This window comes from Dyadobacter sp. CY261 (genome assembly GCF_021440085.1).
Classification (GTDB): domain Bacteria; phylum Bacteroidota; class Bacteroidia; order Cytophagales; family Spirosomataceae; genus Dyadobacter.
Genome location: NZ_JAKCPW010000021.1, coordinates 1 through 13,913 on the forward strand (window position 1 = coordinate 1; position 13,913 = coordinate 13,913).

The window sequence follows — 13,913 nt, forward strand, 5'->3', positions numbered from 1 at the left end:
GCTGTGAATTTCCTACGGCTTTGTTTCATTGTTTCATCGGTTTAATGTCAAGTTACTAAACTTAACCGATGGCCTCAATTTTGGGGAGTATTACAGATAGATACTATTCCCGCCAGATAACCTGCCACTTGGTTGAGCTCGCACTACCTATTTTTACGAGCTGTAGATGTGAATTAAAGTTAGTCCAGGGGGTAAATGCGGTGATAGTATGCTTAATTTTAAAATTTATGCATTTTATTTCAGGTGCCTATAAAGAAAAATTAATCCTAGCACCCTACTTTTTTTGCTCTATCGTGAATTTTTGCAAAGAAGACTCCATGAGATCCTTCGCGCCTGTCATACTTACCGGTAAGGAGAAAGCTACAATTTGGGGCGAAAGGTGCGTGTCCTTGTCATAAATTTTGGATTTTATCACTCCAACGGCTTGTATTGCGGCTTGGATAGTACTTTCATTTATTTTGTCAGGGATTGGTAGTGCCGACGATATTTTCTCGCCGCTTATTCCCAAAGTTTGGATAACTAGTGACCCTACTATCTTATTTTCAGATGCAGCAAAACCTAGACCAAATAGATTTCCAATGTTTACCGAATCCTTTAATGCTGTGATATTTGCTTGAATCCGCAAGCCAATACCAACATAAACAGGGATATTTAAAGCATTATCGACATTGTATTCACTGAATTCAGAAGACTCAGGAATAAATCGAAAGGATGATTTTTGTATTTTTCCTTGATCGATTTTTAGTTGTTGCTCAGTATATATAATTTTTTTTGGATTGATCTTAGTAGCGTCATCAATTTTGCCATCTATAACTTCAACTTGAAAGTGCGGCAAAATGCCCATTAGCGATGGTTGAGCCTTGACAAGGTTTTTATATTCATCATTGGAAATGATCTTATTGCTCTCTGCGTATTGTGCTGATAAGGATAAAGTTTGGTATTTGATATAGTCAACTATTACTGAGTAACTTTGGCCTTTTCTTGCGACATTAAATGAACCGTAAGACAAAGTGCCTAAATTGTCTAGCTTTCCAATAACTAGCCTTGATGCTTCATTTGGTAGACAATCTATTGTTCCAAATTCCTCTTTTTCTGATTTGGGAAGTCTGACGGGATCAATGGGTTGGTAACCTTTCAGAAGCGTAGAGTTTTCACTATAAAAGTCTTCTAGTTTTTCTGCATTCTGAGTGCCATTTTTTTTACTAAAAATTGAGCAACTACAGAAGCTCAGCGTAAGTATTATCCATGAGAGGACGCGCATATTAAAGGAGGATTTCGATGACTGGTGAATTTAAAGTTTTATTGTAAATTCAAAAAAAATTTTTGATGTAATTAGTATTCGGCAAAGCAATCCAGACGAAACGCACGATTCCATCGACCGCTCTGCCCTCTGCTTTCTAAATATTTTGAGACTTAGTTTCATGAAACAGTCCTTGCAAAAGATCCGACCGTATGATTAACGCCTCAGACGGTGGCAAACGAAGTTGACAATTACAGTGTTTTTCTTCATATCAAGCCTTGTCCAGGTCGATACCGATAGTTGTGCAAGTCATAAGCCGAAGGTCTAAGCCTATATTTTGATGTCGGTAAATCGTCCGATATGGTAGAGTAAAAGACAGAATCACTGTGGGTAGCATTGCGAGTAGATTATCTCTTACGTGGAGATATAGTAAGTTTTGTCAAGTATTTAGTGCAATTCTTAGATTCCTGCTCGATTATCCTTTCGGATTTACTAGGATAACGTCGTTAGCATCTAGGCCGTCTTTGGTGAATAATTCTGGCGTGTTTTCCTCACCGATATTTTCCAGCATTATTGCTGCTTTTGCCTGATCGAAAGCTTTCTTAACAGAAAGCCCAAACCCGATTGCAGAGTAAAACTGAGAAGAGAACACCCGAGCGGCAACATCTCCAATGCTCGTGTTCATTCCAATTGCTGTATCGATATGTTGAACGATGGTTTCTGCTTGCGCGAACGAGTAGCAGGTATTAAAAAAGACTAATCGTATTGTATCCGAGGTGGCAGCTATGGTTTCTATGATGGCTTCTTTTCTTACGAACTGTGCTTGGCCTTGATTATTTTGTAAAACTAGATCGTTGGTATCAGTGCCGTGACCACTGAAATGGAGAACCGTTGGATCGAGCTCATTGATGGCTTGGAAAATATCTAGCGGTCTGACTGCCCAGCGAGTTTCTAGCCGGACAGAATCTCGGTGCTTCGCTTTTCTAATCATTTCTGTGATAGACCTTGCTTCTTCGTCAAGCCCTAGAGCCGCCTGATCGACCGGGTTGGAAGCTAGGAAGAGAACGACAATGTTTTTGGGGAGCCGCTGTAGTTCTTCGAGCTTCGAGAGGGTTGACCTATGTAACGAATCATGTTTAGTGATTGCGGCGTTTAATGTCTTTATCTGCGCCTGATTAGCTTTTGACTGTTTATCATATAAAGCATTTTGCTTTTTTTGAAGGGTTTCTTCTTCCTTAAATATTTTTTTCTGTTCTGCATTTATTTCCTTCTGCTTTTGCCCAATTTTTGTTTGCAGCTCCGCGATTCTCTTTTCTGCCGATGCCTGGTCTTTTCTGTACCGCTCAATTTCGCCAAGCTTAGACTTGGCCGCGCTAGTGCTGGTGGCCCTTGAAAGTGATTGTGACGCCGAATTTATTTTGCCGGATAATTCGGCGATCTTTTTGCTGGCAGTTGCTTTTTCATGCTGCAAGCGCGCAATTTCATCGTTTTTACGTTGAACATTGTTGCGGTATGTATCTAAGAATGACATTTTTCTATCGGAATAATATATGAAAATCTGAATTTCATGATAGTATGTGAAGTTAGGGGATTTTTCCATCGGCCATATAATAGCGGTGGGCTTTAATAGTTGAGACTTTGTCGGGACTGCTTTTGAAATGATGAGCGATTAAAGCGGAGATGATCACCTTCTAGGTGACGTGGGGCACCGGATCGGGTGATCTGGACAAGTTCAAGATGAACCGAATTTTAATTTAGAAGTAAATAGATTTTCTATGGTACACGTATAGGTACACAGGATCACGCCTTATCTAACTTTGTGTAGGGACCAGGGAGTTAAGTCTTTGAAAATATTGGTGGAGCTAACCGGTCTCGAACCGGTGACCTCTTGCATGCCATATGGTAGTATCCATTGACCAACGTATATACATGCTGATATGTATTTTCTAATTCAACCGGCTAAGTTATGCGTGATTAGCGCCGGGAATAAGATGTGTATTGTTTTGGAAGACGGATCTAGGCAGTACTGGATCGTATTGTCAATGTCAAAATGGGTCGCTCGTTCTAGCCAGTCAGGCCAACTAATCGGTGCACTATTTAGAATTATCGCCCGTAGTTTATGGTGGACACTGACGTGGTTCCGTTTTGGTTTACACTTCTTGCTGGTTAGTAATTAATTTTGGTTCTTTTTTCAACCCGTTTTTCGATAGTAATCAGCCCCGAAAGCTGCGGGATTACGATAGTTTAAAGAAGAATGTAATCGCCTCGTATTGTAATAACCATCAATGTATTCAAACAGTACGGATCTCAAAGCCGCAAGGTTACTGTAGCCTCCTTTCGGAATTTCCAATTCGGCCTTCAATCGACTCCATAGAGATTCTGCCCATGCATTATCATAGGGATCGTCAGCGCGGGACATACTTTGTCTCAGTTTGAAAGTCTTCACGAGCAATTTCATTCTGCGTGACAGATATTGACCTCCCCGATCTGAATGAATTATTAGCCCTGGCTTAACTCCTCGTTTCAATAACGCTTTCTCCAATGGCTCTCTCACGAGATTTTCCTGCATGTGCTACTCAATCTTCCAACCGACGATCTGGCGAGAGAAAAGGTCCATCCAGATGCACAAATATGCCCATTTCCCGCTCCTTAGTGGCATATAAGTGATATCCGACACCCATACTGCATCGGGTTGATCTGGCTTTGGCCGATCGAGCAGCAGATTATCGCAGACCCGTTTGCCGTGCTTACTGTCAGTAGTCCTTGGTATGAATCTGGGAGGCTGGATCGCTCTCAAGCCCTCTTTTCGCATGATTTCAACAACCTTTCTACGACCGATTCTGATGCCCTTTTGCTGCAAGGATTCCTTGATTCGTCGACTTCCGTAGCGTTTCATGTTCCGGATAAATTCGATCTGGACTTCATGCTTTGGACGGTTGTATTTCTTGTCCGCGTTATGACTTTCCCCGCGCCTGTATCGGTAGTAAGCAGTTCTGCTAACGTCAAATAATCGACACAGATAGCTTACTTTATTGGTCTTCGACAGGCTGAAAATCAAGTCATAGACGTCTCTCAGTCGGACTTGCTGAAAAGACCTAACGCCTTTTTTAGGATCTCACGGTCGGTTTTCAGGCGTTCGTTCTCAGCCCTTAATCTTGCATTCTCAGCTGCAAGCTTAGCAGACTTACCGCTTTCACTATCTCCCGTTTTCGTTTTTGTCTTTGTCTTCATCATCGCCATGCTTTTCCAACGATAGAGAAGATTTTCTGCAATTCCAAAACTCTGAGAAAGTTCTCTCGCACTCCTGCCAGACATCAACATCGTAGTCAGTTCTTGCTTGAAATCAGCATCATAACTTTTTCGGGATTTTACCCCGGTTCGGTTTCCCATTGCACATCAGCTTGCGCAAGAATGTGTGCCGCTTTTTGGAACCACCTCACACAGCTATATATAGCATTTATGTAAAAAAATGTGATCGACTCCATAGGCATCTCCATCTCAGCGATTGCTTAGGTCGTTTTCATTTAAACGTCGAGTAGAATTAGTACTTCTATAATCATTGAAATTGATATGTCAGATCATTTGTTCCAATGAGTACAAAAAGTCCTGCTAAGGTGCCGCGGTCGGACGTAAATTTTGTTGATAGTATTCTTCTGGGTCGAAGGTCAATTACTCGTCCATAGATCCTCTATATGACCTAAGCCCATGTCATCTAGTCAGTCGCGGAAATTGAGGGATTCAAGATCTGATTTGTTTTGCTGAAATTGCATCGTATCGCTTGGCTTGGTCGTCTCAATTCATATTGCTTAATTGCTGATGCGACCAACCAATTCGACGTAACATGACTAATAAAGAGCGATTCCTTGCAGGCCATCACTTTACAATTAGCAATGAGTGGGGGCAATTTACATACTATTACGATCACCGAGGATTTCAGAATGGGGGCATGATAGTGCACTACAAAGGGAAGAATCTACCTCCGCGGCGCATGGGTATTGCCACAATCGATGAGGATACTGACAGTTTTACTATCGTTATAAAAGGATTGCTGGTTGGACATGAGGAAGTTATTGCGCTCAATGACCTTGATTTTGGATATGGCTGATGTAAATTCAAAAGTTTGAATGATAGTTACTTAGCAAAAAATAGCAGTTTCAGCCAACCAGTGTAATCATATGACCAACAGAGAGCGTTTTTTGGCCGGGGAGATCTTCTCGTACGGGGAGGAAGACAGATTTTTCAAACTTGTGATCTTAGACGATAGCAGTGCCAAGGAGCATTATCTGCTTGAGCAATTGTCGGAGACTGACTGGCAATATCGGCATCCACTAATCCCGTACGACCAAAGCTATGCTTTCGGGCTGGTTGCAGAAATTATGGAAATTCAAGATCAGGTTTGTTTTGCTCAACTAGAGGGCATTGTGGATGTATTCGAGGAAGAGCTGTGCTTTGATCAAATGCATTTCGATTTCGAAGATTAAGTCACATAAAAAGACGTAATGCGTTGAAGCAAGCTTATACACTGAACTTCTTAATAAGCGTTTCTACTCTGCTGACATGTGGCGGAAGCTGAGTTTGTACGGGAGCTGAATAGCCTGGCTCAGAGCTACATAAACCTACAGGCTGAGAAATATTTGAGCAGCCGCCATTGATACATTTGTTCGTTTGAGAGCAACAGGGCGGCGATTGCAATAACCCACCAAGGTTGACAAGGAAAACCGCCCAGCTGGCTCATCAAGGATAAATATAATTAAAAATTGCCGCAAAAGTTATTCTTCCATTTTATCCTCTATGACTTTGAGTCTCTTCAAGACAGTATTCATTGTGATGGAAATATGCTGTATGTCGGAAATCCGCTCGGGCACCTCCACGGAAACGTAGCTGTGAAATTTCCAAACCTCCAGCACGTCCGAGATGTTTACTTCATATGACTTATAGGCTTGGTTTAAAGATTCCAGATGCATCGCCCTCGTTGCGCTGTTGATCGTTACCTGTTTAAAAACAAAGTCTCGCTCGGCCTTTAAGATAAGGACACAGAGTGTGCCAGGTTTGAGGTTAGTCCAATCTTCCACATATTCGCATATAATATCTGCACCTTCGGGAATAGGAAGCATTGAGTCACCGGTCGTCGGAAACATCCTAAATGTTCCAGTCTGTGACACTGTTGGAAGAGAAAACTTGGGTATTCGTCAGGCCTCTTTTAAATGTTTTCGTATTGATGGGAACATCCAACATATTTTGATCGGAACGAGCGCAGGATCGTGTAGTGCCTCACATTTATTCAAGTTGTTTGAGCAGAAAATATCTCAGATAGAACCTGCGCTAGGGATTGAACTTTTCCTATTAGAGGCCCCCGTTGTGGAAGACCTGGCCAATCCACAAGAAGCGCTCCGGGATATCAACGGTGGAAACAAAATGGTTGTGATTGCGGAACTACTCGATCGGCTGGCATCGAGATCCGGGAGCGATTCGATCCATCGCTATCTTCCTGCCGAGCATCATTGGCCAGAACGTGTCATGGAAAAAACCACGACAGATCTTGCCGATAGCTTTTCTGATATTGGCATCACCGTAATTCAAGGGGATATGCAAGACGACGTTTCAAAATCACAAAGAACCGGAATGATCGGCTTAACAAAGACGGCTAATTTCTTTGCTGGTTTTCAGCCTAGATATTTGATTGCTTTACAGGAAGATGAGTACTTGGTCAACTTGGATGGCGAAACAATATATCGCGGTCTATACGACGATCTTCTCGTCAACAACTCATATTTTGCCGAAATTTTCAAGCAAAATATACTCAACGGACTTACCAAAAGCTTGTCAAAATAAAGCTTGGTTCGAGAATCAAACTAGGTATCGCGTAAGTTTTTTACAATGTGATGGGACGCAGCAGACCTGTTGCAGCTTGAAGGAATAGCCTAAAGGCAAGGTTATTTGTATTCGAACACAATTCCATTTAACAATGATGAGCTTCTGCGACTCCTGATTTTGCTCCTTAACTTGTGAGATGGGGTGTTCAAGAATACCGCCCTGGTCTGAAACGGGATTGATTGACAAAATTTGTCAATTCCAGTGCATAAGTATACAATCATCTACATGCTCACAAAATCAGGTGGGTATCATCTGGTTGTTCAAGAGCATAGTAATGTTGATATCATAATGCAGAATGAAAAATACTGATTGGCCACTGGTCTTACGCATACTACAATTCCTAGCAACAATGGTATCTGGCTTGTTAGGTATTGTTGCACTAGTCTACAACTATAAAGACAAGGAAGCGGGAAGGCTGACGGGAGTTGGGCGCATCGTTCTTGGAGTACTCTGTTTTTCTCTTTTTCTATCAGTTTCGATCAAAGTTGTCGAACAGCAGTCGGAAAGCAGTAAGGCGCGGATCGCATCAGAGAAAAGTTTAATTGTTTCAAGGAATATAGAGCGGTTGCTGAGCGTCGTGCACTCGAAAACGATAGAATTGGAACTTTACTTATCCCTACAGGTAGTGGTATTTTCGATAGTTACGCTCTTGTATCCAATAGATAACTGTCACAAACATCAGGAATATTCTTAGGTCTAGAAGCGTTTTCCAATTGAAATTAAAAATTGTGGGAATATAACGTCACCATTAGTGTCCAATTGAAGGCCCGTTGTCGCACCTATAGTCCAATTGTTTTTTAAATTATGTCTGGCGAAGATTTGTAAGGTGACGCCACCTGAAAATGTCCGTTGCGGTTCTGTGTTCCGGTTAATTCTTAATGGCAACGGATATCCTGTGAGCGCGGGAAAAAGAACCTCCCTGTCGTCCGCCAATGAGGACGATTGATAGCGAGCTAATAAGCCCGCCTTACCACCAATCTCAAATTGGTTAGTGCGTAAAAAGTAATATCCGATTTTTCCTGCAATTTGTATGGCTGCAATTGTATATCTATATGATAAATCTTGTTCTGGTAAATTGTCTAATTTAACTTTTAAAATATCTGCGCCATCATGTATAGTAGTGGCCAGTTCCGTTGACCATAAAAACCTTGGTCGAAATTGTCTTTCATATTCCATGCCTATCATCAAACCATAACTGTCTCCAGTGCCAAGTTTAACCAACCCAAGATTACTACTAAATATTTGACTGGGAATAGCCTGAATACTTTGACTAAGTGACGACTTTACTATTAACAGACAAACGAAAAGTATTAGTATTTTTCTCATACGGCGATTTTGTTTGGGGACCGGACTAGTTTCCGGCCCCGAAAAATATGCATTAATTAAAATCTCCTTTTAAAATTCATGAAACTTATTTGATATACCTGAGTTGCTGGATCAGTAAACTGAACCATGGAAAGTCCAAAGTTATTATCATCAGACCCATGATTCACTGTATAGGATAGCGCTGGGAGTCCGTTCGAAGAGGGAACCGAAACGGTAGTGGAGGATGTCCCACCCCCATCTCGCTCCCACCAGTTTTCGATCGTATAATTGCCCCAATTACCTGTATTCCAATTTCCAACTGAATGGCCAATTTCGTGCCATACCTGATTTCTGAAGTTTTTCCGTTTAAGTTTTCCAAAATCCCGATTTGAGATCTCCGTATTGTTAGCACTGCGGATTATTACCTTAAATTCTAGTTTTCCAGATGTCCAGTGCTCAATCGCGTTTAAATCAGTTACTTGAATGATGCCTCCAAATTCTGCACCTCCATTAAGCCTAGCACCGTTCTGTTCAACATTTTCATCTGTACCAATTACATAAATGTCATTTTCCCATGCATATTCTTCATCCACCTTCTGAACAAAAACCCAAACACCGCTATACGCAGATTGAATCATATATCCATTTAAAGCATTCGCCGGGGTATCAGGATAATAATCTGATGAAGTCCGGCCGCCAGCACCCGCGCCAACAGTGATTGCGTCCGCTTGGAGTACTGCAAGAGGTTCAGAAGTTACTACGTCCGTTACTCTCGCAGTAGGATTCTCAACCATACGCTCTTCAATTGTTTCAGCTCGCGGATAGAAAATAAGAGGTTCATTATTGTAAACTAGCGGTTTTATTTGCTTAACCAGCGCTTCCAGTCTTTGCATGGGGGCTTTATATTTTTCTTGGCCTTTATAGTTTGCTATTATATCTCTGATATAAACATTGTAATCGCCATGCTTCTGTTTTAGGCATTCTTCTAATACAAACTGTCTAAATTCGGTTTCTTTGGCTAATGACAAAACTTCAACCATGACCTTTAGTTGGAGTTCCCTCAAAGGGCTATTAACAACATCGAGAGGACGGTCGCCCTTGTCTTGGACCACGGGCAGTTCATTCTGGCAATTTGTAAGCAATCCCAAGAGGAAGACCGCCATTGGCAAATACTTTAAAGTTTTTAGCATAGTTTTTGTAAATTGAGTTGAGAATAATAAAACTTTCACAATATAAAAACTTCTAACTAATCAAGAATTAATTTTATGTTATCTGTTTAATTAATTTGATTGTAATACGACTTGATTGTTCGGCGACTCCCTAAGTCCTTATTGATGTTTCTTCTTATGCAAGAATGGAACGATCATATTTGATGACATCGTTTCGGTACACGGGATGGTACACAGAGCTACCTTCGGTTGGACTTACCGCGCAGAGGATCGATATGATATTTGATTTTATTGGTGGAGCTAACCGGTCTAGAACCGGTGACCTGCTGCATGCCATATACTGATAGGAAGAAATGATTGCGGGTTATAGCTTCGCCTCGTCTGTGGCCCAGAATTTTAAACCGATGCCGGAGTGAGAGCATTCAGCTTACATTCAATCCTGGTAAAAAGGGCTCAACGAGGAGCAATCGTCTTATCCTCGACGACACCGTCCCATGTACAAAAGTTCGAGTACGTGCTGCGTAGTGGTTATCGTTCGTAGCTCGGCTGGATGGACTTAAAATTTGAGATGGAAGGTTTCAAGTGTAAGCCGCCGTGTATACGCGGTCGTTTGCTGAAGTTTCGTCAAGAAGGCGCCTAATAATGGTTTAATTATAACACCTTTTGAACAATAGCCGACCGAAATTAAATTAGTTCCGATCGAATATGAATGGTCGACTTAGCGCATTCGGTCAAGGCTCGCTACCGAAAACTAAGAAAGTGTTGATAATGAGTATTTTACATTTGAGATAATGTAACTTATCTCGCAGTATTATTACATGAGAATGCCTTAATCTCATTGGCCATTAAATCCTCGCTCCTATGTCTTGCTCAAATTGCGGTACCGGCTCATTCAATTCGAATGTCTTCACACCTGTTCCTGCCATTCCTATAGTATTGGCTAATGGGACAACCCTCACCAGAGGGAGTGATCAATCTAGTCTGACTGTTTCCAAGCAAGGACATTCAATACCATTTATTGGTCCGCAAAATGGCCAAGCAACTTTTTGCACCTGGGGAGATAATTATCTAGCCGTGATGACGCGTGATGGATTTACCGGATCGGAAGTATCCATTAATATCATTGATACAACCGTTAGTCCAATCGCTTTGCATGGAGTGGTTTTCACAACAAGTATGCCTAGCGATTCTTCTCCGGCGATATCAACCTGCCCCGGAGATGGAGCAATTGTGGCGATCGTTACTTCTAGGAGCGTGGGCACCGTTTCCGCAAGTCTATTTCAATCGCGAAATGGTTCGTCAGTAGCGACTGCTGTTGATTTCGTGCCGTCGTTACAAGTATCGGCGAACGCTACTGCCACGCATTTGCAAATTCTTCACGGGACCGAGGTTCAGTTTTCTGTACTGAAGCCGAAAGCGATTTCGGTCGTTTCGCCCCTGAACGCGGGAAGGGTCCGGTTTGGCGAAGCGGTTACGGGTCAGGGAACAACTGCCGCTCAAAGCACAAAAACCAAACCGGTAACGATCAAAAACACCGGGAACAATTGTCTTCAGATCAATCAGCTTGTTGACAGCGCGCACTTTAAGGTGCAGATGGCATCCCTCTCTAGACCGTTACCCGCAAGATTGGACGCATCGGAGACACTCACATTCGACGTCAAATTTGACCCAGGAAATGTCGCGTCCCTTATAACATTCGACGAGACTATCGCCATTTCTCCGCAGCCGGAATCCATTAACACCAGGATCGATTGTAACGGAACCGCAAGGCCCGCCAAACGAACGATCGGCTATAGCAATATAAATTTCGGCTCAGTCCTGGTCGGTGACGACCCAACCCGCACACTGCAAATAACAAACACCGGCGATGTCCCTGTTACAATTAATTTTCCAGCTCCTAGCCTGGGTTCCGCATTTACATGGGTAGCGCCGTCTCTGGGCACGCAGATCAATGCAGGTGCCAGTCTCTCCATTCAAATAAAATTTAGTCCGACGGCTGTTACAAGCTATTCTTTGCCCGTTGTGTTTGACGCAAGCACAGCGGCTGGAATTCACCAGGTGACTTTAACGGGAGCGGGATGTTCGCCTAAACCTTCCATGCAGGTGCCAGCTGTGGCGCCCATTTCTTTCGGACAAATTCAGCAAGGATTCAGAACTATCCGTTCTTTTAAAGTGGCAAATACGGGTAATGGTCCGTTGGTTTTCAGTGCCAGGATTGTAGCAGCGATTCCGGCAGATAGTCAGTCCGAAACCGAGGCCGGTCTCTTTGGCCTGATGGAGCAGACAGGTGCCTTGTTACTTATGCAATCGGCTACACTTGAAAACCTTTCTGTGCTGCCCGTATCAAACTGTGGCCCGGGACAAAACGGTTCCGGAGAGCTGCTGATCGGCGTTGTTTTCAATGCAAATCATTCAGCCAATGCCGTTTCGGCGGTTCTGGAGCTATACGATCACAATGACAGCACCCTGAGCGCCGTCATGCGATATCAGTTACTTGCCGAAATAACGAACCCAGTGTCGGTCGACATGGAGATAGTTTTGGACAGATCTGGAAGTATGAATGAATCGTCGGGAAGCCGGAAGAAAATTGACACTGCTCTCGATGCTGCGCGACTATTTGCATCATTATTCAGGTCTGACGTCAGCGACAGGCTCGGGTTAGTGCGCTATAACGATGTCCCCGAGGTAGTCACCGTGGATGGTCAAAGTATTACCGCATTGACGGCATCCAACCGCACGAATTTCTTAGATGTACTTTCGCTCACCAATTTTAGTCCTTTCGGAAATACCTGTATCGCGGGAGGTATTTTGGTTGCACAGAACAGCATCAGATCCAATCCGAGGGTGGTTCCTGCCGATCTGCTCAACAAAGTCGTACTTGTGCTCACGGATGGAAAAGATAACGCACCCTATCTGAACCCTGATGACGGTAGGTACTATTCCTTATTAGGCGGACCAGGCTTTGATTTGAGTACAGGTTTTCACGATACCGTTGCGCTTCCTGTACCCGGCGATATCAAGATTTATGCGGTAGGCATCGGAGACAACATCGACAATGGCCGGTTATCGGTGATCGCAACATCTTCCGGCGGCGCCTACCTGCACGCGAGAGAGTTTCAAGGGCAGGATTATTTCAACCTTGAAAAACATTTCACGCAGGTTTTCATGGAGGCTGTAAATTACGCGGTCATTTCCGATCCCGTTTTTACCATTGGACCTCAACAGCAGCACGATTTCCAATTCGAAGTGCTGGAAGGCGATAAAAGCGCCCTCATTGTGATGTACGACAAAGACCACATCAGGATCCCGTTCTATATCCGAACTCCCGGCGGTATCGAAATAGACGTAACCACCGTTCCGGTCGATTTTGCAATCAGAGCAGGGATCTCGCCTACGGCACGTTTTGTCGAAATACTCATGCCCGCAGATAAGCCGGAGATTTATGCCGGGACCTGGACGGTCATTGTAAAGCATCTGGGAAGTGCTTGTGTAGCCAACGAAGCGTTCGTATATAGTCAAAAGGAGCGGGACTCGATCCAGCAACTAGAGAAGTACTACGAAACTGGATTCAAGCCTAAATCCTGCAAGGAAGAATTCGGACTGAATGTGTTGTATGGCATTGCCATCGGGGTCAATTCAGAATTTAGCTTCATTCCATTCGTTACACCGGGCATCGTCAAAACAGGTGAAATGATCCAGCTCACTGCATCCGTAGAGCAGTTTGGAGGCCCTGTCAGAAACTGTCAGATCAAAGTCGTGGCACAAAAGCCAAATGGCCGCACCAGCGTTCATTATATGGCGGACGATGGGCAACATGGAGACGACCAATCCAACGACGGCTTCTACGGTCTTCCGTTTTTGGGTACGGATCAGTCGGGCACCTATACATTTACGTTCACCTGCTATGGCCAATCCAGGGATGGAAAGCCAGTTCAACGTGAGGCCGTGCGCTCCAAATATGTCGAAGGAACGGAGCCGCTCATTCCAGGCAAAGATTCCTATCCCATAACGCCAGTTGACACGGAGGACTGCTGCCGGAAAAATTCAAGAATTCTGAACCTGATTGCTCTGCTTCTGACCATTATATTGGCCATATTGTTATACTTAATCCTCAAATAAGACTAACGGTAATTTTAAAGATATTGATACTGGCCCAGGGGCAAGTGTTCCTGATAAACCTATTGGAGTTTTCGGCCTAATAAGCTGTGATTGCGAGCACTAGGCGATGGTGCATCAATGAAGTATCGTTAAGTTTTTGGTTTTGACTTGACACAAAAAATTATTGTTAATTTAACAAAAAGGTAGTTTTTTCTTGAACTGAAATT

At 43.3% G+C, this 13,913-nt stretch carries 12 protein-coding genes; 4 read left to right on the plus strand and 8 right to left on the minus strand.

The window, feature by feature from the left end; genetic code table 11:
• Positions 1 to 274 precede the first annotated feature (274 nt).
• The 5 genes from LZD49_RS32170 to LZD49_RS32190 all read right to left on the minus strand — a co-directional run bounded on the left by LZD49_RS32170 (position 275) and on the right by LZD49_RS32190 (position 4,630).
• Complete coding sequence (locus tag LZD49_RS32170) at positions 275 to 1,261, minus strand: hypothetical protein (RefSeq protein ID WP_234672335.1); 987 nt, start codon at positions 1,259 to 1,261, stop codon at positions 275 to 277.
• A gap of 454 nt (positions 1,262 to 1,715) precedes the next feature.
• Positions 1,716 to 2,771, minus strand: coding sequence for a CHAT domain-containing protein (locus LZD49_RS32175; RefSeq protein ID WP_234672338.1), 1,056 nt, complete (start codon positions 2,769 to 2,771; stop codon positions 1,716 to 1,718).
• Between the two features lie 660 nt (positions 2,772 to 3,431).
• Positions 3,432 to 3,809 carry an integrase core domain-containing protein gene (locus tag LZD49_RS35895; RefSeq protein WP_310590519.1) on the minus strand — a complete coding sequence of 126 codons (378 nt, stop codon included), beginning with the start codon at positions 3,807 to 3,809 and terminating at the stop codon, positions 3,432 to 3,434.
• Between the two features lie 3 nt (positions 3,810 to 3,812).
• Complete coding sequence (locus LZD49_RS32185) at positions 3,813 to 4,298, minus strand: IS3 family transposase (RefSeq protein ID WP_409021368.1); 486 nt, start codon at positions 4,296 to 4,298, stop codon at positions 3,813 to 3,815.
• Positions 4,299 to 4,312: 14 nt separating this feature from the next.
• A complete protein-coding gene (locus LZD49_RS32190; protein ID WP_234672344.1) occupies positions 4,313 to 4,630 on the minus strand; it encodes a transposase in 318 nt (105 codons plus the stop codon).
• Between the two features lie 451 nt (positions 4,631 to 5,081).
• Here LZD49_RS32190 and LZD49_RS32195 point away from each other — a divergent pair, with 451 nt between their 5' ends.
• Together LZD49_RS32195 and LZD49_RS32200 are read left to right on the plus strand one after the other, a co-directional pair.
• Positions 5,082 to 5,345, plus strand: a complete 264-nt coding sequence (locus LZD49_RS32195) for a hypothetical protein (protein ID WP_234672346.1) — start codon at positions 5,082 to 5,084, stop codon at positions 5,343 to 5,345.
• Between the two features lie 70 nt (positions 5,346 to 5,415).
• Entirely contained in the window at positions 5,416 to 5,721 is a 306-nt protein-coding gene (locus tag LZD49_RS32200; protein ID WP_234672347.1) for a hypothetical protein, read from the plus strand.
• A gap of 288 nt (positions 5,722 to 6,009) precedes the next feature.
• Here the strand turns inward: LZD49_RS32200 and LZD49_RS32205 are convergent, their stop codons facing one another.
• The gene (locus tag LZD49_RS32205; RefSeq protein WP_234672348.1) at positions 6,010 to 6,354 is read right to left on the minus strand and encodes a hypothetical protein; all 345 of its coding nucleotides are present in this window, start codon (positions 6,352 to 6,354) and stop codon (positions 6,010 to 6,012) included.
• Between the two features lie 172 nt (positions 6,355 to 6,526).
• On the opposite strand from LZD49_RS32205, the gene LZD49_RS32210 reads away from it, so the two are divergent.
• Complete coding sequence (locus LZD49_RS32210; protein ID WP_234672349.1) at positions 6,527 to 7,072, plus strand: hypothetical protein; 546 nt, start codon at positions 6,527 to 6,529, stop codon at positions 7,070 to 7,072.
• 738 nt (positions 7,073 to 7,810) lie between these two features.
• Here LZD49_RS32210 and LZD49_RS32215 read toward each other — a convergent pair.
• Both LZD49_RS32215 and LZD49_RS32220 read right to left on the minus strand, forming a co-directional pair.
• A complete protein-coding gene (locus tag LZD49_RS32215; RefSeq protein ID WP_234672350.1) occupies positions 7,811 to 8,440 on the minus strand; it encodes a hypothetical protein in 630 nt (209 codons plus the stop codon).
• A gap of 56 nt (positions 8,441 to 8,496) precedes the next feature.
• Positions 8,497 to 9,609, minus strand: coding sequence for a hypothetical protein (locus tag LZD49_RS32220; protein ID WP_234672351.1), 1,113 nt, complete (start codon positions 9,607 to 9,609; stop codon positions 8,497 to 8,499).
• A gap of 840 nt (positions 9,610 to 10,449) precedes the next feature.
• Here LZD49_RS32220 and LZD49_RS32225 point away from each other — a divergent pair.
• On the plus strand, positions 10,450 to 13,707 hold the full coding sequence (locus LZD49_RS32225; RefSeq protein WP_234672352.1) for a choice-of-anchor D domain-containing protein: 3,258 nt from the start codon (positions 10,450 to 10,452) through the stop codon (positions 13,705 to 13,707).
• The last annotated feature ends 206 nt before the right edge of the window (positions 13,708 to 13,913 follow it).